14 protein-coding genes and 1 riboswitch are annotated in these 23,454 nt (G+C 54.6%); of the genes, 7 read left to right on the top strand and 7 right to left on the bottom strand.

Going from position 1 to position 23,454, the window contains the following annotated elements; translation table 11 throughout:
- Positions 1–27 precede the first annotated feature (27 nt).
- The 3 genes from JQC75_RS15250 (at position 28) to JQC75_RS15240 (ending at position 3,810) form a co-directional block, all read left to right on the top strand.
- Positions 28–1,161 (top strand): endonuclease/exonuclease/phosphatase family protein, encoded by a 1,134-nt coding sequence (locus JQC75_RS15250; RefSeq protein ID WP_203324886.1) that lies wholly within the window; start codon positions 28–30, stop codon positions 1,159–1,161.
- A 301-nt stretch (positions 1,162–1,462) separates the two neighbouring features.
- Positions 1,463–2,653, top strand: a complete 1,191-nt coding sequence (locus tag JQC75_RS15245; RefSeq protein WP_203324885.1) for a class I SAM-dependent methyltransferase — start codon at positions 1,463–1,465, stop codon at positions 2,651–2,653.
- 191 nt (positions 2,654–2,844) lie between these two features.
- A complete protein-coding gene (locus tag JQC75_RS15240; RefSeq protein WP_239002025.1) occupies positions 2,845–3,810 on the top strand; it encodes a hypothetical protein in 966 nt (321 codons plus the stop codon).
- A gap of 1,051 nt (positions 3,811–4,861) precedes the next feature.
- Here the strand turns inward: JQC75_RS15240 and JQC75_RS15235 are convergent.
- The gene (locus JQC75_RS15235) at positions 4,862–5,314 is read right to left on the bottom strand and encodes a retron Ec48 family effector membrane protein (RefSeq protein WP_203324884.1); all 453 of its coding nucleotides are present in this window, start codon (positions 5,312–5,314) and stop codon (positions 4,862–4,864) included.
- A gap of 303 nt (positions 5,315–5,617) precedes the next feature.
- Here JQC75_RS15235 and JQC75_RS15230 point away from each other — a divergent pair, with 303 nt between their 5' ends.
- Complete coding sequence (locus JQC75_RS15230) at positions 5,618–6,712, top strand: ISAs1 family transposase (protein ID WP_203324635.1); 1,095 nt, start codon at positions 5,618–5,620, stop codon at positions 6,710–6,712.
- On the opposite strand, the gene JQC75_RS15225 is transcribed toward JQC75_RS15230, so the two are convergent.
- The 5 genes from JQC75_RS15225 to JQC75_RS15205 all read right to left on the bottom strand — a co-directional run bounded on the left by JQC75_RS15225 (position 6,709) and on the right by JQC75_RS15205 (position 13,591).
- Entirely contained in the window at positions 6,709–7,734 is a 1,026-nt protein-coding gene (locus tag JQC75_RS15225) for a reverse transcriptase family protein (protein WP_203324883.1), read from the bottom strand. The two genes, JQC75_RS15230 and JQC75_RS15225, sit on opposite strands and share 4 nt — an antisense overlap.
- Before the next feature lie 759 nt (positions 7,735–8,493).
- The gene (locus JQC75_RS15220; RefSeq protein WP_203324882.1) at positions 8,494–8,823 is read right to left on the bottom strand and encodes a DUF3144 domain-containing protein; all 330 of its coding nucleotides are present in this window, start codon (positions 8,821–8,823) and stop codon (positions 8,494–8,496) included.
- 199 nt (positions 8,824–9,022) lie between these two features.
- Positions 9,023–10,222: a lipocalin-like domain-containing protein gene (locus tag JQC75_RS15215; RefSeq protein ID WP_203324881.1), complete on the bottom strand. Its 1,200-nt coding sequence runs from the start codon at positions 10,220–10,222 to the stop codon at positions 9,023–9,025.
- Position 10,223: 1 nt separating this feature from the next.
- A complete protein-coding gene (locus JQC75_RS15210) occupies positions 10,224–12,821 on the bottom strand; it encodes an ABC transporter permease (protein WP_203324880.1) in 2,598 nt (865 codons plus the stop codon).
- A gap of 2 nt (positions 12,822–12,823) precedes the next feature.
- Positions 12,824–13,591 (bottom strand): ABC transporter ATP-binding protein, encoded by a 768-nt coding sequence (locus JQC75_RS15205; RefSeq protein ID WP_239002024.1) that lies wholly within the window; start codon positions 13,589–13,591, stop codon positions 12,824–12,826.
- 389 nt (positions 13,592–13,980) lie between these two features.
- On the opposite strand from JQC75_RS15205, the gene JQC75_RS15200 reads away from it, so the two are divergent.
- Entirely contained in the window at positions 13,981–15,123 is a 1,143-nt protein-coding gene (locus tag JQC75_RS15200; RefSeq protein WP_203324879.1) for a Na/Pi symporter, read from the top strand.
- A 67-nt stretch (positions 15,124–15,190) separates the two neighbouring features.
- On the opposite strand, the gene JQC75_RS15195 is transcribed toward JQC75_RS15200, so the two are convergent.
- Positions 15,191–15,676, bottom strand: a complete 486-nt coding sequence (locus JQC75_RS15195; protein WP_203327244.1) for a DUF3332 domain-containing protein — start codon at positions 15,674–15,676, stop codon at positions 15,191–15,193.
- A 499-nt stretch (positions 15,677–16,175) separates the two neighbouring features.
- Positions 16,176–16,306: riboswitch (glycine riboswitch) on the top strand.
- A 116-nt stretch (positions 16,307–16,422) separates the two neighbouring features.
- Between JQC75_RS15195 and JQC75_RS15190 the strand changes: the two genes are divergently transcribed.
- Both JQC75_RS15190 and JQC75_RS15185 read left to right on the top strand, forming a co-directional pair.
- Positions 16,423–17,829, top strand: coding sequence for an alanine/glycine:cation symporter family protein (locus JQC75_RS15190; RefSeq protein ID WP_203324878.1), 1,407 nt, complete (start codon positions 16,423–16,425; stop codon positions 17,827–17,829).
- Between the two features lie 254 nt (positions 17,830–18,083).
- On the top strand, positions 18,084–23,375 hold the full coding sequence (locus tag JQC75_RS15185; RefSeq protein WP_203324877.1) for a PAS domain S-box protein: 5,292 nt from the start codon (positions 18,084–18,086) through the stop codon (positions 23,373–23,375).
- The last annotated feature ends 79 nt before the right edge of the window (positions 23,376–23,454 follow it).

Raw genomic sequence — 23,454 nt, 5'->3', positions numbered from 1 at the left:
TTGGATGTTGACTGAGAAGACCTATCTTTGGGCAAGCGTAAATCTGCAGGCAATGACACAGTGCCTTTATCCAAGCCACAACTTGCGAGGGTGGATATTGCCACCCTGAACCTGTTTAACTTTTTAGCGCCCCCCGCTGCCGCCTATGAGTTCGATCGCATCTACAGCAATGAGCAGTGGCAGAAAAAGTGCAATTGGCTGCGCCACTGCGTCACCAGTCTTGAGGCCGATATCATCGGGTTTCAGGAGGTGTTCAGCGTCGATGAACTTAAGGCCTTGATGCAGGAGCTGGGTTACCCGCACTTTGCCGTGGTGGACACGCCAGGCTGTGAAGACTATGTCTGCCGCTCTCCTGTGGTGGCCATTGCCAGCCGTTTGCCGCTGGCAGAGGTGGCTGCGGTGGAGCCAGACCCTGCCGCACTTGCCGCCATGGACCTTAATGCGGATTTTCGCTTTGGCCGCAGGGTGCTGAGAGCCACGGTAAGCCTTGATGATTGGGGCATGCTGGATATCTATGTGCTGCACTTTAAATCCCAGCGACCACTGTTTGAGCCAGAGGCTTTGGGTGATATGAAGGCCGCGCCAAGACTCTTGGCCCACCGGGCGCTCGGTAGCTTTGCCAGCAGCGCCCGCCGGGGGTTTGAGGCCATGCTCTTGTATCAGGCGCTCATCAATCGTCGGGATGAGACGGCCAATCCCATGGTGATCATGGGCGACTTTAACAGCGGTTTGGATGCCGCCGAGTTTCGCGGCTTCTGGCTGGGGGCCGATGCCATTCATGGCAACGACAGACAAGTGGCTGGCCTTGGGGGCTTGAGTGAGCAGGCCTTTTCCCGCGCCATTGGCCACTTCGCACTTAAGGATGCCTCGGTGCTGTTTCTGGAGAGCCAGCTGTTTGAAAGGCAGGGTGGCGGTGTTCTTGGGGCTGATTCCATGGAGGATTTGAGCTGGGCACGGCGACCGACCCACTATCTGGGCTCCCGCGGCAGCCTGCTTGATCATATTCTCCTGAGTCAGGACTTCGATGGCGCGCTCGCCCCCGCCCGTGGCCGGGTATGCCACTTCTCGGTGTTCGATGAACACCTGAGAAGCCCGGTCTATGAGCGCGACAGTGAAAGCTCGGATCACGCGGCTTTGGTTGTCGGGCTTGAGCTTCTGTAGCGCGAAGCTGTTCGGCCAAGGAGTTAAGCAAAGGTTTTGAACCTGTGCCCTTAATGGAGCGGTTGGGCTTGAGCTTCTGTAGCGCAAAGCCATTCTGCCAAGGGTTAACAAAGGCCCCGGATCATGCGCCGTTAATCATTGGGCTGGAGCTTTTTTAAGGGAATGCCTGCCAAGCCTGCGCAAACAAGGTAAAATAGGCCGCATTTCACGGCAGCAGCGCATCTAAAGCAGTCATGAGCAACAAGGTATGCGCCGCTTCCAATCTGTAACACGCCGCCCTTGGCGTTATCGAGACACCTTCATGAGCATTCGCATCAAACTCAAGCCGGGACGTGAAAAGTCCCTCGACCGTCGTCACCCCTGGGTGTTTTCCAGCGGCGTACACAACATCAAGGGCAAGCCCCTGCGCGGTGAAACCGTGGATGTAGTGGCCCACGATGGCCGCTGGCTTGGCCGTGGTGCCTGGTCTGATGCCTCGCAAATTCAGGTGCGTGTCTGGACCTTCGATAAAGAAGAAGCCATCGACCGCGACTTTTTCGCCCGCCGTATCGCCCGCGCCCAGGCGGGCCGCGACGCGCTTATCCGCGAAAAGGGCCTCACCGGTTATCGTCTCGTAGGCGCCGAGTCCGACGGTCTGCCCGGCATCACCATTGACCGCTACGCCAATGTGCTTGTGTGTCAGCTGTTGTCCGCCGGTGCCGATTACTGGCGCGAGACCCTGGTGTCTGTGCTCGCCGAGCAGTTCCCCGAGTGCGCCATTTATGAGCGCTCCGATGTGGACTCCCGTAAGAAAGAAGGCCTGCCACTGGTAACAGGTTTGCTCCATGGCGAGCTGCCTGCCATGCCGCTGATTATCGAAGAGAACGGCATCAAGATTGCCGTGGATGTGGAAAAGGGCCACAAGACCGGCTTTTACCTCGACCAGCGCGATAACCGTGCCATGGCCGCCCGCTTTGTGGAAGGCAAGTCGGTACTCAACTGCTTCTGCTACACAGGCACCTTTGGCCTGTATGCCGCCAAGGCCGGCGCCGCCAGCATCGAAAACGTGGACGTATCCACGCTGGCACTGGACACCGCCCGCCACAATATGGCCATCAATGACCTTAACGACGACCATGTGACCTACAGCGAAGCCGATGTCTTCAAGCTACTGCGCCAGTACCGCGACGAAGGTAAAACCTTCGATGTGATAGTGCTCGACCCGCCCAAGTTTGCCGACAACAAGGCCCAGCTCAATGGCGCCTGCCGTGGCTACAAGGACATCAACATGATTGCCATGCAGCTGCTCAAGCCCGGTGGCACCCTGCTGACCTTCTCCTGCTCCGGCCTGATGCCCGCCGACCTGTTCCAGAAAATCGTTGCCGACGCCGCCCTGGATGCCGGCCGCGATGCCCAGTTTATCGAGCGCCTGAGCCAGGCCTCGGACCACCCCATCGGCGCCGCCTTCCCGGAAGGTTTCTACCTCAAGGGATTGGTTGCCCGGGTGTGGTAAAGGTGTGGTGATGGCTTAGACTGAAGCCATCGTCATAGGATTGAAAAGGCCTGTCAGACTGACGGGCCTTTTTACTTGGTTTGCGCGGTTGGATACAGCGTGTTTTGAATGTTTTTCGACTCTGCGTATTATCTTTCTGCTTTTTAATTCAGAAGCATGTCGCTTGGTACTCTTGTTTTGGCAAGACTGTCATGGCCTGGGGTTGGGCGTTTCGCCTGTTTATTCGCAAAAGTGTGCCCTCTATCCCGAATATTTGTTTGATTTATGTTAACTTTGGCCTTAATCACACCCTGACCGGACACCTGCCTGTGAACAAATATTCCACCTTGCCACTGCTGTTTTTTGCCCTGGGTTTTCCGGTCTGTGGCGCCGCCGAAGACTCCCCCTATGCCATGTCGCTGATTGCAGGGCTTGAGGCATACCCCGACTCTGAATACAGCTCCATGTCCCGGGGTGGGGGGATTTCGTTTATTTGGGATGACCTGCGCTACAACAATGTTTATCAGTTGGATAAAAACTATTTTCGGGTGCGGGCGACCTATTATTACGAGCGCGACCCTGAGAAGTACGACGAAGACAGATACCGTAATTCCATGGATTTTCGCTTCAACTACCAACGTCCCTTTATGACCCTCGGCAGTCATGACGACTACCTGCTCAGTTTCCATGGCCGCTATGAAGGTCACTATAACAGTCAGCAACTGGAGGAATTTGAGCAGTTGGCCGTGGCCGGATTGAGCATACATCGCCGCTTTGGTGGGCAAAACCATTATGACTTGGGCCTGACATTGGGGCTGGGCTACAGCGAAGAAGAAAAAGACGATGACTGGCCCAGAGAGGAAATGGGGCACGGTGAAGAGGCGCTTAATCGAGCTGGCTTGGGGTATTTCTTCGAGTGGAATAACAGGTATACCTTTGCTCAGTCCGGTGTCCAACTCGCGGCTATGTGGAGCCGTTTTGATGGCCAATGGGCCTACGACGCCGACAAATTTTATACCATGGACAGGTTAACCCTGGAGGTGGTGACGCCCTTGGGGGATCACAATAACCTTCTGCATTTCATGACCCAATACATCAGCCGCGATTATGAGGTGGATTTACTGGGCTTTGAAGACACCCTGTACCGGGTCGCCGTGGAATACGTGCATTACTTTTAATGCCAAAACACTGACGAAGCTGATACAACCCCGGTCAGTTTAAGGCCTGTCCTCGATGGACAGGCCTTTCGATTTTTCCTACCTCGGTATGCTCCCAATCCAACACCTTAAGCGCTAGTGAAAGGGGAAAATCTCAGGTGCAATCTGCGAGTGAGGTGTTATGGCTGTCCTCACTCTTTGGGATAGATGCCAAGAGCTGTTTGGCGAAAGTCGTGGGTCTCCAACCCACACCCGGGGAAAGGGGGCAGTATCGACTTGCCCCCTTGTCCAATCCCCCTGCGACCCCAGACGAAGCGGAAAGCCCCTTCAGGTTTAAGCTGAAAATTGGCTAACGCGCCAGACGCTCATCCCTGATTCGACTGGCGCTGCTTCGGCGTCCATGCCTCGCTACGCAATTTTCAGCAACACCCTCGGCCGCTTCGATGGGGGATAAGCCTGTCGTCCGACAGTGAGATGAACAGTTTCATCTCACTAGCGTTTCCCGAAAATAACTGTCAAGAACAGTTATTAACAGTGATAGCTGGCCCGAAGGGGGCCTTGCCAGGAAGCAAGGCATAAGGACTCTTGCCACCACGCGGGGGATGGCGTTTCCTTCTGCAAAAGTGTTGTGGCTGTCCCCACTCTTTCTCTTTCCTATCTCGGCTACGCGCCCAATCCCAACACCTTCAGCCGCACCGAACCGGGAAAATACAGGTGCAATCTGCTAGAAAAGTTTTATACCTGCCCCATTCTTTTTCTTGTTAGACCACTACGAGGTCACCGATAATATCTGTTTACCGAAGAAAGTTTATACCTTTTAGAATTAAGATTAGTATACATATCTGTTATTGAGTCGATTAAAAAAATCAAATCATCTTCAATGTTATAGAAGTCTACTTTACTTACAGGCGAGATAGTTACACCAAAAATGGCTGCGAGACGTATAACACTTTCTCTGTGTGAAACAAAAAAATCTCTGGAGTTAACATCAGAACTACCAGCTCGAATACGAAAGCTGTTTGATTTTTCGATCAGATAACTTCTAAATCTAACTAGTTCAGAGTTATATCTTTCAAAATCTGCAACATTTCCTTTTTTTCGAGTTTGGAAAAATTAAATTATACAACACATTTTTATTCACAGAACTATAGGATATATATTCTCTTTGAGAAACCAACTGTTCCAAGGAATTCCCGAAAAAGGCCATGTTTGCTAGATGTATATTAAAGTTTGAACTTTCTTTTGAGTTGAAGTAGCTAAATATAGCTAGAATAACTCCAAATGCTGTTAAAACCCCTAGAAAAAATTGAGTTGTTAACTGAATCAAGCTTAATGTTACTTTAAATTTTTCTCCAAAAATCTTGAAACACTTCTCGGTAAAGCAAGGTTCAAAAACTAAAGAGTTATCATTATGCACACCAGCGAGTAATGAGAGAATTAATACGAACATCACACCCAGATAGACATAAATAATCCATTTTAAAAATATATCTCTATTGGTCTCTATAAATTCTTGAGCAAGCATATATTAATCACTCGGAAAATAATGGAAAATAGATGTCATTACTTAGAAATGATTTATTGGATATGAAAAAATCAATGAATTTTTTTTCTTTAGATGATGATATAAATCCCATTATGTACTTAAGGTAGTTATATCGCTTAAAATAGAAATGATATTCTCTATCTGTAACTTTCCTAGTTTGAATCCACTTAATCAACCTAGTTGCCCTTATAATGTCTCTGCCCAGGGCAGGATCCCACTTTGAGTTGAACTTTTACACAGCCTTATGATCAGATCAGCATTAGTCATAACCAGCTGACAGACATGAATCTTTTGGAACACCTTGAAACACTGCCCGATCCTCGTAAGGAAATCAATCTTAAACACAACTTGGTTGACGTAGTCTTCCTGACACTCTCTGCCGTACTCAGCGGTGCAACCGGCTGGAAGTCGATCCAGGAGTTCGGTGAAGAACAACTCGACTGGTTACGGCAGTACCGCCAGTTTGAGTATGGTATCCCCAGACGACACTGTATCGCCAACATTATCAAAGCCTTGGATAGTGAGCTTCTGCTGCAAACGGTGTTCAGCTGGATCAACGAGAAACGGCAGAGCGAAGGTAAGTCGGTCATCGCTCTTGACGGTAAAACGATGCGCGGTGCGTGGAGTGACGACGTTAAAAATGCACTTCATGTCGTCAGTGCGTTCGATGTCAGCAACGGTGTCACGCTTTATCAGGACAGTTCGAATACCAAAGGCAAAGAAGCCGAGATTGCCCGAAACGTGATTGATGCCTTGGCACTGGATAACGCAATTGTCACGCTCGACGCGTTGCACTGCCAGGTCGCCACCATGAGCACAATTACACAGCGCAAAGGCGATTTCGTGATCCAGGTGAAGTCCAATCAAAAAGCGCTGCTTGAGGAAGTGCAGGCGTCATTCCGTAACCTTTATGACTCAAAGGAACTGGAAACGTATGAACAGTCCAACACCGGTCATGGCCGCAAGGAGTGCAGGACCGTGATGCAAACTGAAGCCGAGTTGTCACCAGACCTGAAAAAGAAATGGCCCCATATAAAGTCACTGATAGAGGTCGCCAGCGAGCGGACTGTTAATGGTAGCACATCATGTTCGTCACGTTGGTACGTCAGCTCCCTGCCAGTGGACGCTGAGGAAGCAGCTCGCACAATCCGCGACCACTGGGCCGTTGAGAACCAACTGCACTGGGTGCTGGACGTTGTTTTTCGCGAGGATGCTTTGAAAGTGTCAGATCCAGAGGGTGCTAAACATTTGGCCCTATTCAACCGTGCGGCACTAAGTGCAATAAAACAGCACAATGGCAAGAAAGACAGCCTTGCAGGTAAGCGCCGGCGTGCAGCTTGGAGCCCTGTATTTCGTTCAGAGCTGCTCTTTGGCTAAATTATGCACAAAGTGGAATCCCGCCCTGTGTCTCTGCCAGAAGGAAGTGGCCTCACAGAAGTTGACAAAAGAACTTTTAAAAAACGATCTCTTTTGTCATTTTCTAATCTAGCCAATTTATTAACCCGCCCTAAAGTTCTATGATAATTTGCTCTATATTTATAAGTTCTTCTTACTGATTTATTCTTAGCTAATAATGAAATTTGATGTACAGCGGCTCTAATTTTTTTTACTTCTGACTTGGGCAGGTTAGGTTTGGAAAAAGATACTTCTAAACCATGTACTTTTAAACTTTCAGTACCGGTTCTATAAACAACAGATTTTTTTACATTCAAAGATAAGCTTTTGGCGGCCAACATATCAAAAACTAGTTTTTCAGCCATTGAGAAATCATATCCATGGCAGGTTGATGAAATAGTAATATCATCAACCAAACGAGTATATTTCAAGCCAGCTCGCCGTAGCTTCCTTACCAGTTCTTGTTCAACATCCCATAAAATTAAGGTTGCTATATAGCTAGAGGTCAGAGCACCTTGAACCAAGTGATCTTCGTAACAGCATATATTAGCCAAACATAACGATACTTCTTCACTATATCTAAAAAGCCCGTGAAACAGCGAATATACATGATCTTTATGGATACTATCGAAAAAAGAAGACACATCCAACTTTAAGATACTTTTTGCTCCACAATGTACTTGAGCACAAGCTACATAATCTCGATTGCCACTTTGATCTGTTTTAGGAATGGAACCAAATAAATAATCAGGCCACCGCACACATGCCTTACTTATCCGTTGATTCAGTCTAAATTGAATCTTACGAATATCTCTGTTAGGGTTTTTAATTACCCTAACACTCCCATCTTTTTTATAAATTGGATTTTTTAAATCGGAGTAACGTTCATTTGGTGATAGATGTAGCACGTGTTCAAGTTCGGAAAGGGTTATACCTAATGCTGTAACAAGCCTAGATATGCTTTTAATTGGTCCCGCTTGAAAGATTGGTTTTATATTGTCCATAAATTATAGGTAAACCAGCCCAGCATAAGCCTGGCATTCCGCACTGAGTCGGTAAGATTAGCTTTGCTCAGGAGCATTGCTTCAATCGCATCTTACCTTCTTGGGCCAGTAACCATAAGTGCCGAAGGCACAAGCGTAGATGTCGCGACATCGTAGCGGCGAAGCTGCTACGGTGTCATAGGCGGCATGTTAAGCGCCGGTGTCCCCCCCACTTCAGTAGACATAAAAATGTCACCTCAAAAACACGAGGCACCCGAAGCAACACATTTTCCCCTGAGCATTACTATTGAGCGAATCACTCAAGCAAATCAACATTACATCTACGTACATCTAAAAATCAAGAAAATTATATAATTATGCGTACTCTCTAAATTAGAGAGCGCAAAGTGTCCGGACACCCAAAGCACTTTCGCTAAAGAGTATGGACACCCACAACTCTCACACTAAACATGGTGCCCAAAGGGTTCACTTCTCTATCCCCTTCGAAGCCGCTTTGGATGTTGGGCTGAGTGAAACGGGCAAGCAGAGATAGGGATATCGAGGCAGCGACCGTTGAGCTGGGAGCGAATCGGTCGCGGTGTCCGTTTTCAGCCCAAAAATCCAAAGTGCTCGGCTTCGTCGGGGCGTCCTTTGGGTTGCAAGGGGCTTTGGACGAGCAAAGCCCCTTGCCCCGGTGAAGCCTGGAAGGCTTCGAAGCCCAGGCCGACATATGGCACCAAAGCCAAAATAAGACCAGAGCCGGCTGGGGCATCAGCCTCCCTACTTCTGGGTTGCCCTGTAGTGGTCGAAGTTCTCGATATAGTCATCGAGGTTGGCTTCGAGCATCTCTTTATATCGCTCCATGTAGTAGTCGAGCATTTCCTGCTTCTTGGCCTGCATTTGCTCCTGGGTCTCAAAACTGGTGGAGCCAAACCAGGCGTTGTAGCGGGCGACTGCCCACATGAAAGAAGCGCTGATCTCGCCGGTTTTGATAGCGGGATCCTGGTTTTGCTGATTGGCGAGCTTAATCATCTCGGTGGCGCGGGCGTAAAAGGCGTTTTGGCTATCGGAGGCGGTTGCAGACTCGGTAGCAGATGTTTCTTCAGACATTGGGTATTCCTGTGTTGAGGGCCAGTTCCTGTAGGCCAAAGCCAAAGGCAAGAACCCGCCCTGTTTGTTGTTGCCCTTACCCTAAAGTATTTACCGCTTAAGGGACAGCCGACTGAATCACAGAATAGCGCGATAGTATGGCAAATAGCTGCGCCGCCTCCCAAACATGATAGGCGCTTCATTCTGCAGAAGGTTTTCGTTAGTACCCCGTCAGCTCCATATAGCCTTCGCCACTGAAGCTGCCGCTGACCTCTACCGGGCCTTCCCAATATGGCATGCTGAGCTGCATGCGGGCGTCGCCGTTGAGGGCTTCAACCTTAAGATTAATCTGGCCGCTTGCCTCGGGGTTGCCCGCCAGGCTGTCTTTCAGGCTCAGCTGCCACGTAACCGGATAGCCTTGTCGATATTCGTTTGGCGTTATTGAGATCACCTCGAGCTGCTGGCTGCGGCCATCGGGCCACATGCGATTGGCATGGGTGAAGGATGTGGCGTTTTGCTCCCTAAGCTGAAACAGCATCAGCGCCGAGCCGTCGTCGAGACGCAGGGCAAACCAGTCCCAGCCTTGCTGTGCCAGCCCCAAAAAGGCACTGCTCCATTCGCGGTCGAGCCAGCCCTGGCCGCTGACCTTTTGCCACACCCCATCGAGCAACACCTCGCCCTCGATATCGATAAAAGGTGCCGAGTAGTAATAGGATGCCAGCCCCGCATCGAAGCTCTTGGCGCTGTAGCCCCTATCTCCCTGTAATTGCAGTGGCGACTGGCTGGACAGCGTGAGGCGATAAGCGGGCGACGCTTCGCCTTTCACCGCTTCCACCGTGAGGCTTGCGGGAAAGAGGGCATCGGTTTGGGATTGCCAGCGCCAGTTGGCGAGGTGCACCGAGAAGGGCTTGCCCCCGGCAGCTGCAAGTTGCCTGTGGCCTCGGGACCACTGCTCGGTAGCCACATGGCTGTGCTGTCGGGTAACGGCGGCGTGGGCAAACCACAGCTGCCTGCTTTGCCAGCTGCCCTCTGATGCGTTTTGACCTGTGGCCTCGCTATTGCTGGCGCCGGCCTGTTCCGCAGCCTCTGGTTCCGGCTTAAGCGCCACCCGAAACTGGGTCCACTGCAGCCCCAAAGGCTCGCCGCCGGCGGTTTTAAGGTTGGCGGTGAGATACCACCACTCCTGGCGAAAATGATTGTGGGGGCCGTGGTCGGCAGGGAAAGTGAGCGCCTTGCCCCTGATGACCTTGTCGAAGCCTGCAAGATCCCCCGCCATCAGCTCACCCATGCCGGGGGCCGCTGTGTCTGAGGTGGCAGCGGCAGGATGCCGCTGATTGTCACCGGTTTTGTCACAGCCCGCTGCGAGCAATAACACCAGTGCCATCAGGGGCAAGAGTTTGATTTTTATGGCTAAGGTCATGTCAGTTCGCCTCCTGCTGCAAACTGCGGATTAGCGGGCGGCGGCTTTGGCGCCACAGGGGCCAGGCGAGTGCCAGTGAGGCGGATAAGAGGGCTGCACCAATGGCGGTAAGCACAGGCAGCCACTGCCAGTCCATGGTGAGGCTCCAGCCGAAGGAGAGCAAAATCACCTTGTGGATCAAGAGCCAGGCGAGTATCCAGGCCACCGGCACGGCGAGCAGAGCCGTGGCAAGCACCATCAGCAACATTTGCGCGGCGCTCATAAAAAGCAGCTCGCGGCGGCTCACCCCGAGGGCGTGCAGCCGCGCCAGCGTATTTTCGCGGCTGGCGGAGAGCATGGACAGCGCCGAAAAGAGGCCGATGGAGGCCACGAGCAGGGTGAGGGTGCCCAGGCTTGCGGTGATTTCAAAGGTGCGGCCAAACATGGTGATGGCAATTTTTTTGATGTTCTGCTGACTGAAAATCAGTGAGCGGGACAGCTCAAGCTCGCTGGCAAGGTCATTGGCCAAAAGCTCGGCGTCGCATTTGCCGCAGCTCAGCGCCAGACTCATGGGAATGGGGGATAGCCCAAGCCCAAGCCATAAGTCTTCCTCGATAATGGTTTCAAACTGCTGATTACCGTGATCGTAAAAAATACCGGCAACCATCAGGTTCAGGCGTTGGCCGCCAACCGCGACATCCAGGGTATCCCCAAGCTGAATATTGAGCCGCAGTGCCATGGGTTCATTGACCAGAATGTGGTTGCCACCCTGCTGCATGGCTTGCCACAGTGCCGAATCGAATGTCTTTAGGGTGCTGGTTTCCCGCACTGAAATGCTGTCCCGGGCCAGCAGCCGAAAGCGGGTCTCGCTGTTACCCGGGCCTGTGAGCACCGCAGGGCTGGAATACTGGCGGTAGCTGGCGCTGATGCGGCGGTCGCCTTCAAGCCTTGTCATCACCTCCTGCATGCGACTGTCACCGGGCCTCACGTAAATATCGGCATGCAGCCGTTGGTTGAGCCAAACCTTCAGGGTGCCTTCGAAGCTGCCCACCAGGGTGGTCATGGCGATATTGGCCGACAGCGCCAGCAGCATGGCCATCATGGCCAGCGACATGGGGGGCGCCAGCACTTTAAGCTCGGCAACCAAATAGTGGGACAGCCCCGGTCTGAAGAGGCCAAATCCTGTGAGCAGCGCGGGTAGCCTGGCAAGCAGGCTGGGTAACAGCAGTGGCGCTGACAGCGTCACCAGTGCGATAAGTCCCAGGCTATACATCGGCAGGAGTCGCGGCAGCTGCTGCTCGCGAAGATAGCGGCTGACTTCGGGTTCCATCAGGGTAATTGCCAGCGCAAGCAGTAACAGCGCCGCGGCGACCTTGAGTTGCAGCCGCTGCATTCGGGTATCAAACCCCTGACTCGCTGCCTGATGACGACTGCTGGCGAGCGGCGTGGCCACCAACCTTGCCATCAGGGGGATGCAGGCAAAGAGGCTCGCCGCTGCGGTCAAACCGAAGGCCTCAATAAACCAGCCGGGCTGCCAGTGGCCGGGCAAGAGGCGCGCGCCATAGATTTGCTCCAGCGTCATGGCCACCAGTGGCATAAGCACCTGACCAAGCCAGAGGCCAAGTATAAAACCCGCTGCGGCGCCGAGGCTAACCATCAGCATGAGCTCCAGCGTCAGGGCGCCAAGCAGTTCCCGCTGCCCCACACCCAGCTGGCGCAGCTGCAATAAAAGCCGGGTGCGCTTCATCAGGCTGTAGCGCACGCCGTTGTAGGCGATAAAGAGCCCAACGACAAAGGCGAGCAGCCCCATGGCCTTGAGGCTCAGGTGGAAGCTGCCGGTCAGTTCGGTGAGCGCCGCACCGTTATCTTCGGCGACGATTTCAATCCTGGAGGCATCGATGCCGGCATTGTGCAAATGCTGCTGCAGTGCCGCAAGGCTCAGGTTATCCAGCACTTCTATGGTGCTTAAGTCGTGGTACGCCTGCAGCGCATCCTTGGCAAAGGACAAGTCGGCCACCAGGGTGCTGCCGAGGCCGTAGCTGTCATCAAGGCCAATCAGGGTGATGGCCTCGCCGTTAATGGTTATTCCGCCCCGGGCCTGAATCTTCTCAAGGTGGCTTTGGCTTAGCAGCAACACCGGCTCGCCGGTGAGCAGGCTCGCCAGGTCAAGTTCGGAAGACAGGGGGCTTACCGGTGCGGCCGATGCCGTGTGGGTATCTGCGCCGGATGCGGCCACCCTGGCCGCCGACGTGGCGGCAATGATGTCGATGCCGTCGATATAAAAGCGTCTGCCACTATCATCGGTGATGACCCCATTTAACCTTGGAATCAACTTAAGTCCCTGACGACTGAGGCTAAAATAAATGTCATCGCTGAGAAAGGCCGCGCCGCCTGCAGGCAGCAGGCTAAAGGCGGCGCGGCCCGAGAGAGGGGCCGTGGCTTCCCGGTAACTGGCCCGGGCATTTTCATTGATGCTTTTTACCGCCGTGAGCAGCACCACAGAGAGGATAATGCCCAGCAAAATGGCCCCGGCCTGCAGTGGCGCCCGGCGGTAATGGCCCACAAACACCTTGAGGCTAAGCCACAGGCCATGGTGGGTACTTGCTGCTTGCGTCTCCATGCCTATTCCTGACCCGGCGGGTTGTGTGGCGTCCCCTGGCCGGGGTTGACGGTACTTTGGACTTTATCAATCTGGACTTTATCAATCTGGTGTTCGTCAATCAGGTGCTCGGCTATCTGGCCACTGCTCAGGTGCCAGCGCCTTTGCATAAAGGCGGCGCAGCGCTCGCTGTGGGTCACCATCAGGATGGCGGTATTGCTCTCACGGGCGAGGCTGGTGAGCAGCGCCATCACCTCATCGCCCGAGTGTTCATCAAGGTTGCCTGTGGGTTCATCGGCAAGGAGCAGCGGTGGGCGCTGGGCGAGAGCCCGGGCGATGGCGACTCTTTGCTGCTGACCGCCGGAGAGGCTGTCCACTTGGCGGGACAGAAGCTCAGTCAGCCCCAAACGGTGTGCGAGGGTATCGCACCAGTCATCCCAGGGCTTACCGTTAAGGGCGAGGGGAAAGTGAATATTGGCCTGCACATGTAAAGGCTCCAGCAGGTTAAACTGCTGAAATACCATGCCAAGCTCACGGCGGCGAAACCTATCCCAGTCTTTGGCGCTGAACGCATCGGTGGCCCTGCCAAGGAGCCGGATCTGGCCGTCGTCCGGATGGTCGAAACCCGCAATCAGGTTAAGCAGGGTGCTTTTACCGCTGCCGCTGGGGCCGGTGAGGGCCACGGTTTCACCGGGGTGGATTTCCAGTGTGAGCCTGTCCAGTACCCGGTGACGCTCGGCACCGTCCTGAAAACTCTTGCTTATCTCCTGCATGGCGACTATCGGCGTCATTACCTCTCCTTAATTCGGCCGTCACTACCAGGTGTTGCTGGCATGTGCTGGTCAAAGGATAACCTGCTGCTATGGGAAAAACTACGCTAAAACAAGCAGGAAAGATCAGGAAAGCCCAGGTGTTACTGTCATCATTTACCGGTCGTGCTAACAGGCCATGGCGTGCTTCGACCGGAGCGCCGCCTCGAAGGGCCCGTGCTGTGGCTCCATTGCTGATGAACTTTGTGGTAAAGGAGCGTGAATTTTAATGGTGTTTTATAACTTGCCGGTTAAGGTTCATCGCTTTGTAAAAAGGTGGTCTTTAGTTGGCACTAAACTGCGTTCTGACACATTTCTGTCATAAAACTCTGGTTAACTGCCCGCGATTTCCCCTAATCCAAGAGAAAGCCATGAATCAAATTGCTGAGCGTGTTTCAATCCAAACCAAGGTGATGAAATGGATAGCCATCACTGCCCTGATTTACCTTGTATTGGTGGCTGTAGGCACAGTCGGCGATGGATTTAAACTGGTTTCCGGTGGCAGCGACGGCGCCAAAGCCATCTTCGCCTTTGCCGATAATCCCCTGGTAGCCCTGCTGCTGGGCGTGTTTGCAACCGCCCTGGTGCAAAGTTCTTCCACCGTGACCTCTGTGATTGTGGGGCTGGTGGCCGGTGGCCTGCCACTGTCGGTGGCCATTCCCATGGTGATGGGCGCCAACATAGGTACCACCATTACCAACACCCTGGTGTCTGTTGGCCATATCCGCTCGAAGGACGAATTTCAGCGCGCCTTTGCCGCATCCACGGTGCATGACTTCTTTAATCTGATGGCGGTGCTGATTTTCCTGCCCCTGGAGATTGCTTTTGGTGTCCTTGAAAAGGCGGCGCGCTATCTGGCCGAACTCTTCACCCTGGATGCCAACCTCTCCATGAAAGATTACAACTTTATGAAGAGCCTGACCGCGCCGGCGCTGGATCTGATTAAACAAATTACCTCGGTACTGGATGGTAAGTTGGCCGGTATTGCCATGATTGTCTTGGGGATAAGCCTGATTTTGTTTGCCGTGACCTTCCTTGGCAAACTGCTTAAACAGGTGATGGTGGGCAAGGCAAAAGCCATGCTTCACGGTGCCATTGGCAAGGGGCCTGTGGCGGGCATTCTGTCGGGCACCGCAGTGACTGTGATGGTGCAGTCATCGTCGACCACCACCAGCTTGATGGTGCCACTGGCGGGCAGTGGTGTGTTCAGTACCCGGCAGATTTATCCTTTCACCCTGGGCGCCAACATTGGCACTACCATCACGGCGCTGCTGGCGGCCACCGCCATTTCCGGCAGTGCTGCCGAGGTGGCACTGACCGTTGCTTTGGTGCACGTGCTCTTTAACGTGTTTGCCGTGGTGCTGATTTACGGCCTGCCAATGCTGCGTGATATTCCGGTTCGCTGCGCCGAGGCGCTTGCCCGTGCCTGCGCCCGTAACAAGAGCGCGGCCATGGCCTATGTGGTCGGCAGCTTCTTTGTATTGCCGGGGGCCCTGCTGCTGGCGATTCGCTGAACGGCGACTATTGATCTCACAATAAAAAAGGGCGCGAGGCGCCCTTTTTTATTGGTAAACCCATGACTCAGCGGTTGGCGGCATAGGCGCTCAGCTCGTCGATACTTACGCGGGTCACAAAGCGATTATCGACGAAGAAGTCCACCGCATCACCGCTGCGCTTGCCGGTCATGGTGTGCTCGCTGCCGTCACCGAGGCGCACCAACATGGCCAGGGTGTTGTCATCGATGGCAACAAACTGTGCATCCTCAACCTGCTGACTGTTGTTGGCCCCCAGGGCGCCCTTGAGCGGCGCATCGGTCAGTTCCTTATCCAGCTTGTCGTTGACCTTGATGATGGTTTTGGCGGGCATGTCCACCAGGGCCGGTGACTTGCCGGTGATGGGGTTTTTGCCGGTCCAGAATTCGATGCTGTTGAAGATAAATAGGTCGGCGGTGGCGGTGAGACCATAAACCGGCGCCAACAGCATGTACAGGCCGGCGCGGCCATAGCGGTTGTCCACTGCCGAGAGGTTACCCTGGGTCAGCATGCCGCTGAGCCCCATCTGGCCCATACAGCCAGTGAGTTGGGTGCTGGCAACCAGGGCCAGCGCTAAGGTGATGTGATTGAGCCGTGGTGTTTTCAATGTGGTTTGTACCTGATTCCAATAAGGGGGCGCAGATTCTAATGATTGGGCCTTTTCTCACCGGGCAGTGGCTCACACTTTGGGGTAAGGATTTTGTTGTGGTCGTAACCGGCTTGAGGCCTTTTGTAAGTGATTGATGCTAAAGGTTTGGATTGATGATTTGCCGGCGGATGGCATTGCAGAACACTAACAAAAGTTACGGGTAACGGCCGTGGACAAGCTTGATGGGCGTCACGCTTCCCAAGTGGCCTGTTGCCAGTGCCCAATCCTTCTGGCAATCTTGCTTCCCCCGCAGCCAAGCTGCGGGTTCCGTTCGGATGAAGGTAGCAGGAGAGTTGGGGCGTGCCCCACACCGACGAGGCCAACTTCGATGTAAGTCGAAGGACTCTTTCAGGTGCCAGGAATTGACCTGGTGTGGACTGCTACTGGACGAGCCTCTGGAGAGATCCGGTCAGGTACTCCCTGGCATCAGAGATGCCAATGGTAATCAGCACCGGGCGCCGAAGGCGAAAGCCCCTCTGGGGTGAAACGCTCAGGCAAAAGGACAGAGGAGAGGATGATTGCACCGCCCTCCCTGGGTGGCCTTTTGCCACAGGTCTATTTCACCTTGGTTCGCAGCCATTTCTTTTCCTCCTCCGTTTATTAATGTCGTTTGTTTAATAACCGAGGATGCTATGGATTTTCACGCACTGCTGACGCAGTTGAACGCTATCGTCTGGGGTCCTGTAACCCTGTGTTTATTGGTGGGTACTGGCGTGTACTTCACCGTTCGCTTAAAGCTGTTGCAGCTTGTCAAATTACCCCTTGCCCTGTCACTGCTCTTTAAACCCGCCTCCGGGAAGGGGGAGTTGTCGTCTTTTGGGGCGCTTTGCACCGCACTCTCGGCCACCATAGGCACGGGTAACATAGTCGGGGTAGCCACCGCCATCAAACTGGGTGGGCCGGGGGCGCTCTTTTGGATGTGGGTAGCGGCCTTTTTCGGCATGGCCACAAAATATGCCGAGTGCCTGCTGGCGCTCAAATACCGCACCACCGACGCTAAGGGCAATATCGCCGGTGGCCCCATGTATTACATCGAACAAGGTCTGGGTCTTGGTTGGCTCGCCAGGGTCTTTGCCATTTTCGGGGTAGGGGTGGCCTTTTTCGGTATAGGCACCTTCGCCCAGGTCAATGCCATCAGCGATGCCATGACGGTGGCCTTTGCCGTGCCCGCCTGGGTCACAGCCTGTGTCCTGACCCTGCTGGTGGCGGCAGTGACCCTGGGCGGCGTTAAGCGTATCGCATCGGTTGCCCAAACCCTGGTGCCCGCCATGGCCATTGGCTATGTGCTGGCCTGCCTTTGGGTACTGGTAAGCCTCCACGACGCCATAGTGCCGGCCCTGTCTTTGGTGCTGAACTCAGCCTTTACCCCGGTTGCCGCCGGCGGCGGATTTTTGGGGGCGACTGTCGCACTGGCGATTCAAACCGGCATTGCCCGCGGGGTGTTCTCCAATGAGTCCGGTCTTGGCAGTGCACCCATTGCCGCTGCCACTGCACGCACCAAGGAGCCGGTGGAGCAGGGGCTGGTGAGCATGACAGGCACCTTTTTCGATACCCTGATTATCTGCACCATGACAGGGTTGGTGCTCATCATTACCGGCGTTTGGAGTGGTGACAGTGCCGGTGCCGCCATGACCAGTGCGGCGTTTTCGGCGGCGACCGGGCCGCTGCTTGGGCAATACCTGGTGACAGTGGCGCTGGTGTGCTTTGCCTTTACCACCATTCTGGGGTGGAACTACTATGGCGAGCGCTGTTGGAGTTACCTGTCCAAAGGCCGCTATGCCGGTCTCTATCGGTCGGTGTTTTTGCTGCTTATCGCAGGGGGCGCCTTTATCAAACTCGACCTTATCTGGTTGCTTGCGGATATCGTCAACGGCCTGATGGCTATTCCCAACCTGATTGCGCTTATTGGACTGCGCAGCGTCATCCTTGCCGAGAGCCGGCGTTACTTTGGGGCCCCCGGCATGGGAGGCGCTATACCTGCCGCCGAACCGGCTCCGGTGGGCAGTTCAAAAGAGGCCGAAGATGGCCTGGTGAGTTAAGCTGTAATGGCACTTAAAGGACTTTAAGCGGTGGGTAAACAGGGTAAGTTACCGGTGAAAAGGTGATCGGGTTCCCTTGTCTGTTCGTATCTTGAATGGTTAAATGGACCAGTTGATTTTTCGCCGAAGTTCAATCAGTTGAGTGACTGAAAGAGCCAAACCGCTGAAGTCCTTTCCGGGAAGGGAAGAGTGCGGGTCTGACCGACATTGCCGGGTTCGCCGGTTTACAGGGATATAGTCACAGAGGCAGCCGCATGCAGGAAAATACCGAAAAACTTTCAACCTTTCGCAGTCGGATCCTGTTCCAGATAGCCGTACCCCTGATCATCATCATGACCGGGGTATCCGGGGTTACAGGTTGGCTGAACTACAAGGCCGAGGAAAAAGCCTTTTTTGCTGACTTGGCCGAAAAAGCGGAGTTTGCCGCCAAACGGCTCGAATTTGAGCTGACCCTGGCCCAACAGGACACTCAAACCCTCGCCTTTACCCTTGGGCATCTTGATGCCCAGGCCCAGCTGCAAAAAGCTCCCTTTTTGTATCAATTGCTCACCGACCGGCTGGCGCGCAATGACAGTTTTTATGGCTCGGCCATTGCCTTTGTGCCCGGTTTTTTGCCCGGGCAGGAACGATTTGCCCCCTATGTGTTTCGTCAGGACCTGACTGTCGCCACCCTGGACATAGGCAAAGAGGCTTACGATTACACCAGCGGCCAGTGGGATTGGTGGACTGAAGCCCTCAAACGTCCCAAGGGGTACTGGACTCCCCCCTACTATGACGATGGTGCCGGCAATATTCAGATGATCACCTTCTCTCAGCCCTTCGGCAATGAGGCCCCGCTGGGGGTGGTGACCACAGATCTCGCCCTGTCGAGTCTGCCCATTCGTCTTGGCATCGATCCCAAGAAGCTGTTGGTGCTCGATGCCAATGGCGCACTTATTTATCATCCTGACAACAATCTTGCCCGAAACGCCACTCTGGGCGACTGGCTGATAAAAGACGATGTCAGCGAGGACGCGGCCAGTAAAGTACTTGGGGGCGATGCCAGTGAAGTTGCACTGACGGACTTAAACGGCGTTCAGTATCTCGCCAGTATCGCCAGGGTGTCGCCACTGTCATGGCGGGTGTTGGTTATCACACCGCAAACCCAGTTGGTTGAGACGTTTTTGGCGGGTTTCAGTTCGCTAACCCTTAGCCTCCTGGTGTTGGCGCTGCTCCTGCTGGTGACCAGCTATTACAGCGCCAAGCGGCTGACCGAGCCTCTGGAAGCCCTCGAAACCGGCATTGTGGATTTCAGTAAGGGACTGATTAAACGCCTGCAGAAACCCGAAGGCGTGGTGCGGGAAATTGCCACCCTAAGCCATAAATTCAACGAGATGGCCGAGGTGCTGGAAGAGCGGGAGCAGGCGCTGCTCGACTCCCGGGGTAACCGTTTTGCCACCCTGATAGATGGCATGAGCGACAAGTCTTTTTATTGCTCCATGACACCCGAAGGCAACATAGATCAGGTCAGCGCGGGGGTCGAAAAGGTGCTGGGGATCCCGCCGGACGTACTTAAACGCAAGTATCAGAGGCTGTTTTCCAGCAATGCCATTAACGAGCAAAACTGGCAATTTATGGAGATGGCACTGCGGGGTGAAGCCGTGCCTCCCCACCAGGTGGAAATGGCCGCTGCCGATGGCAGTATGAGGCGGCTGGACCTCTTTATGCAGCCGCTTTTGGACGATGAAGGCCAGCTGATATCGGTGGAGATGCTGTTTAACGATGTGACAGAGCAGTTTTCCGCAGCAGCCTGGTCCAATGCAGTACTCGAAGCCGCGCCTGAGGCCATGTTGATAGTGGACGAGTCGGGGCAACTCATCTTCAGTAACAGTCGTTGCCAGGAGCTTTTCGGTTACAGCGGCGAAGAGATGCTGAGCCTCAATATCGATGCGCTTATTCCCGAGGATGAGCGTCATGGCCATCAGGGTAAGCGCCTGCTCTTTACTGAAGGCGGCACAGATAAAATGATGGCCAGTGGCAAGCCGCTGCATGCAGTCAAATGTGGTGGCCAGCACTTCCCGGTGCAGATTAGCCTGAGCCTGCTGCCCGTCGACAGCCGTGGCCAGCGTCAGGTGGCGGCATCCATTCGCGATCTGACCGAGCAATTGGCGGTCGAGCGCCAAATCCGCGAAAGCGAAAGCCGCTTTCGCGGTTTGGTGTCCAATATTCCCGGTGCTGTCTATCGCACCCGCATTAATGGCACCTGGACCATGGAGTATGTCAGCGACAACATCACGGAGCTGACCGGTTATCCCGCCTGGCACTTTATTGAAAGTAAAAAACGCAGCTTCGGCTCCCTTATCCTCGATGAGGACAGAGCACGCTGCGATGAGACGATTTCCGGCGCCCTCGCCGAGCAGCATGCGTTCGAGGTGGAATACCGCATCCGCCACAGGGATGGCAGTCTTCGCTGGGTCCATGAAAAGGGCAAGGCCAGCTACGATGACGACGGGAATCCCGTGTGGTTTGACGGCAGCCTGAACGACATCACCGAAAGTAAGCTCGCCCAGGAACGAATTGAACAATCCCGGGAGCAGCTGGAAACCATTACCGAGTCCGTGCCCAGCACGGTTTACCAGCTGGTATGGCGCAGCGAGCGGGACAGACGCTTTACCTTCCTCTCAAGCGCGGCCATGGCAACCCTGGGTTTCCACCGCAATGAGGTGCTGGATAACTTTGAGCTGGTGGCAGAGCGCATCGTGGAGGAAGACAGGGGCGATATCATTCAGATGCTCGCTGGCCGCCAGGGCATGCAGTGGACCAAGGCCTTCAGATACCATTTCCCTTCCGGCGAACTGCGTTGGTTAGAGGCGGGCGCCCGGGGCAGCAAGCAGCAGGATGCCCTGGTGTGGAACGGCTACCTGATGGACATCAGCGGCCGTAAACGCATGGAAACCGAACTTGCCCAGAGTGAGGCCCACTTCAGGGCGCTGTTCGATAACGCAGGCATTGGCATTGTGAACCTGGATGACAGGGGCACTATCAAGGATTGTAACGGCCAGTTCGTCAGCGATTTGGGCATAAGCAGCGACACCTTAAAGCGCAAGCAGCTGGCGGATTTGATGCACCCCGACGACAGAGAGCTTGCCACCGGCCTGTATCAGGCCCTGGCCGAGAGCGAGCAGGGCAGTGTGAGCGGCGAGTGGCGTATGCTCGATGGCGATGGCGAGCTGATGTGGATGGCGGTGATTGCCTCAGAGCTGGAAGAAGGCGACGGCGGTGAACGCTCAGTGGTGATGAGCATCGCCAATATCACCCGCCTCAAACTGCTCTCCGACGAGCTGATGGCCGCCAAGGAAGAGGCCGATGCGGCCAACCAGGCCAAGAGTGATTTCCTTGCCAACATGTCCCACGAAATCCGCACCCCCATGAATGCCATCATCGGCATGTCGCAGCTTTGCCTGCAGACAGAGCTCGACAGAAAGCAGCGCAACTATGTGGAAAAAATCGAGCGGGCGTCCAAATCGCTGCTCGGCATCATCAACGACATTCTCGACTTCTCGAAAATTGAAGCCGGAAAACTGGATATCGAAGTGGTGCCCTTCCAGCTGGATACCATATTGGAAGATCTCGGCGACATGTTCTCGGTGAAAGCGGCCGATAAGCAGCTGGAGCTGCTGTTCTCGGTGGCGCCCGGCGTGCCGACCCATCTTGAAGGGGACCCGCTGCGCCTCGGACAGGTGCTGATTAACCTGATGAATAACGCCATCAAGTTCACCGAGCGCGGTGAAGTCATGTTGTCTATCAGTGAGTTGGCCCGCAATGAAGATCAGGTGCAGCTCAAGTTTGCCGTGCGCGACAGCGGCATAGGCCTCACCGCCGAGCAGCAGGCCAAGCTGTTTAAATCCTTCAGTCAGGCCGATACCTCCACCACCCGCAAATACGGCGGCACCGGCCTTGGACTGGCCATTTGCAAACAGCTGGTGGAACTGATGGGCGGCGAGATAGGGGTCGACAGCCAGTTTGGTAACGGCAGTACCTTCTATTTCACCGTGTCGGTAAAGGTGGCCCAAAGTGCCCAGTTGAATGTTGAGCAGGAGCTGGAAGGCATGGCGGTGCTGGTGGTTGACGACAACAGTACCGCCAGGGACATCCTGCGCACCACGCTGCAAAGCATGGGCTTTTCCGTTGACAGTGCCCGCAGCGGCATGGAAGCCCTGGAGAAGTGTGCCCAGCGGGATTACCGCATCGCCCTGGTGGATTGGAAAATGCCAGAGATGGATGGCACCGAAACCGCGGCAAGGATGCGTGAACTCAGTCAGCCACCGCTGATCCTGATGGTTTCTGCTCACGCCAACAGTGAATTTATCGACAAGGTGGAGGAGATGGGCATCAATGGTTACATCACCAAGCCCATCAGCGCCTCCCGGTTGCTGGATGGCATCATGTCGGCGCTGGGCCGTCAGGGCCATAAACCCGTGCGGCGCAAGGCGCAGCCCATGGATGCCCAGCAATTGTCCGGACTTAAGGGCAAGCGCATCCTGCTGGTGGAAGACAATGAGATGAACCAGGAAGTGGCCAGCGAGTTTTTGGAGCAGGTGGGCGTGGTGCTCTCCATCGCCGACAATGGTCAGATTGCGCTGGAAAAACTCGGGCAACAACGCTTCGATTTGGTGCTGATGGATTGTCAGATGCCGGTGATGGATGGTTATCAGGCCACCCGTGAACTGAGAAAGTTGCCCGGGCTTGCGGACCTACCCGTGATAGCCATGACGGCCAATGCCATGGCGGGCGACAAGGAAATGTGTTTGCTTGCGGGGATGAACGACCATATCGCCAAGCCCATAGAAGTGGGAATTCTCTATCAGACCCTGCTGCAGTACCTGTGCCCCGAAGCCAAAGAGCTTGTGTCGACAGACGCTGACGCAGACGCAGAGCAGGATGTGAACTCCCTCACCAGCTGGCCAGAACATGAAGATCTGGATATCGACCGCGGACTGCAACTGGTGCAAAACTCAGAGCGGCTTTATCGCCGCATTCTGGAGCGCTTTGTCGCCAGCCAGGCCCAGGCCGGCAAGAAAATCCGTAAGGCCCTGGCGCTGGGGCAGCAGGAGGATGCCGTCCGTGTGGCCCATACCCTTAAGGGGGTGGCTGGCAACCTCAGCGCCGAAGCCTTAGTGGACGAGGCAAGACAATTGGAAGCCAAACTGGCCGCGGGCGAAGCCTGTGAAGCCGAATTGGTGGCGGTGGAAAGCCGCCTTGTACCGATAGTGGCCGCCATCGAGAGTTGGATGAACGCAGGGGTTGACGAGCCGTCAGGCGAGCGCGGTGAGCAGTTGTCCACGGACGACCTCAAAGAGGCGCTCAATACCCTGGTGGCCCAGCTCGAGGACGCCGATGCGGGCGCCGTTTCGGCGCTGGAGTCCCTCTCTGGACAAGTGGCGCCGGGGCTCTGGGAGAGGCTTAAACCTGTCAGCCAAATGGTGGCAGGCTACCAGTTTGATGACGGCGCCGATTTGGTGCGGGAACTGATACAGGAACTTGAGACCGACGGCGAATCCGCCTGACTATACTCAAAAACAAGTCGTTGTGGGCGCTGATTGCCCGGGTAATCAGCTGCCGGCAGCAATAGCGGCAACAAGGGAG

Origin of the sequence: Shewanella litorisediminis (genome assembly GCF_016834455.1) — a bacterium.
Taxonomy (GTDB): domain Bacteria; phylum Pseudomonadota; class Gammaproteobacteria; order Enterobacterales; family Shewanellaceae; genus Shewanella; species Shewanella litorisediminis.
The sequence above is the reverse complement of the archived record's forward strand: the minus strand, read 5'-3'. Positions and strand labels throughout refer to the sequence as shown.

What these genes read in the sequence shown, in the direction of transcription:
- JQC75_RS15245 (WP_203324885.1), top strand. Translation starts at nt 1,463, where the DNA reads ATGAGCATTCGCATCAAACTCAAGCCGGGACGTGAAAAGTCCCTCGAC.
- JQC75_RS15240 (WP_239002025.1), top strand. Translation starts at nt 2,845, where the DNA reads ATGGCCTGGGGTTGGGCGTTTCGCCTGTTTATTCGCAAAAGTGTGCCC.
- JQC75_RS15235 (WP_203324884.1), bottom strand. Translation starts at nt 5,314, where the DNA reads ATGCTTGCTCAAGAATTTATAGAGACCAATAGAGATATATTTTTAAAA.
- JQC75_RS15230 (WP_203324635.1), top strand. Translation starts at nt 5,618, where the DNA reads ATGAATCTTTTGGAACACCTTGAAACACTGCCCGATCCTCGTAAGGAA.
- JQC75_RS15225 (WP_203324883.1), bottom strand. Translation starts at nt 7,734, where the DNA reads ATGGACAATATAAAACCAATCTTTCAAGCGGGACCAATTAAAAGCATA.
- JQC75_RS15220 (WP_203324882.1), bottom strand. Translation starts at nt 8,823, where the DNA reads ATGTCTGAAGAAACATCTGCTACCGAGTCTGCAACCGCCTCCGATAGC.
- JQC75_RS15215 (WP_203324881.1), bottom strand. Translation starts at nt 10,222, where the DNA reads ATGACCTTAGCCATAAAAATCAAACTCTTGCCCCTGATGGCACTGGTG.
- JQC75_RS15210 (WP_203324880.1), bottom strand. Translation starts at nt 12,821, where the DNA reads ATGGAGACGCAAGCAGCAAGTACCCACCATGGCCTGTGGCTTAGCCTC.
- JQC75_RS15205 (WP_239002024.1), bottom strand. Translation starts at nt 13,591, where the DNA reads ATGACGCCGATAGTCGCCATGCAGGAGATAAGCAAGAGTTTTCAGGAC.
- JQC75_RS15200 (WP_203324879.1), top strand. Translation starts at nt 13,981, where the DNA reads ATGAATCAAATTGCTGAGCGTGTTTCAATCCAAACCAAGGTGATGAAA.
- JQC75_RS15195 (WP_203327244.1), bottom strand. Translation starts at nt 15,676, where the DNA reads ATGGGCCAGATGGGGCTCAGCGGCATGCTGACCCAGGGTAACCTCTCG.
- JQC75_RS15190 (WP_203324878.1), top strand. Translation starts at nt 16,423, where the DNA reads ATGGATTTTCACGCACTGCTGACGCAGTTGAACGCTATCGTCTGGGGT.
- JQC75_RS15185 (WP_203324877.1), top strand. Translation starts at nt 18,084, where the DNA reads ATGCAGGAAAATACCGAAAAACTTTCAACCTTTCGCAGTCGGATCCTG.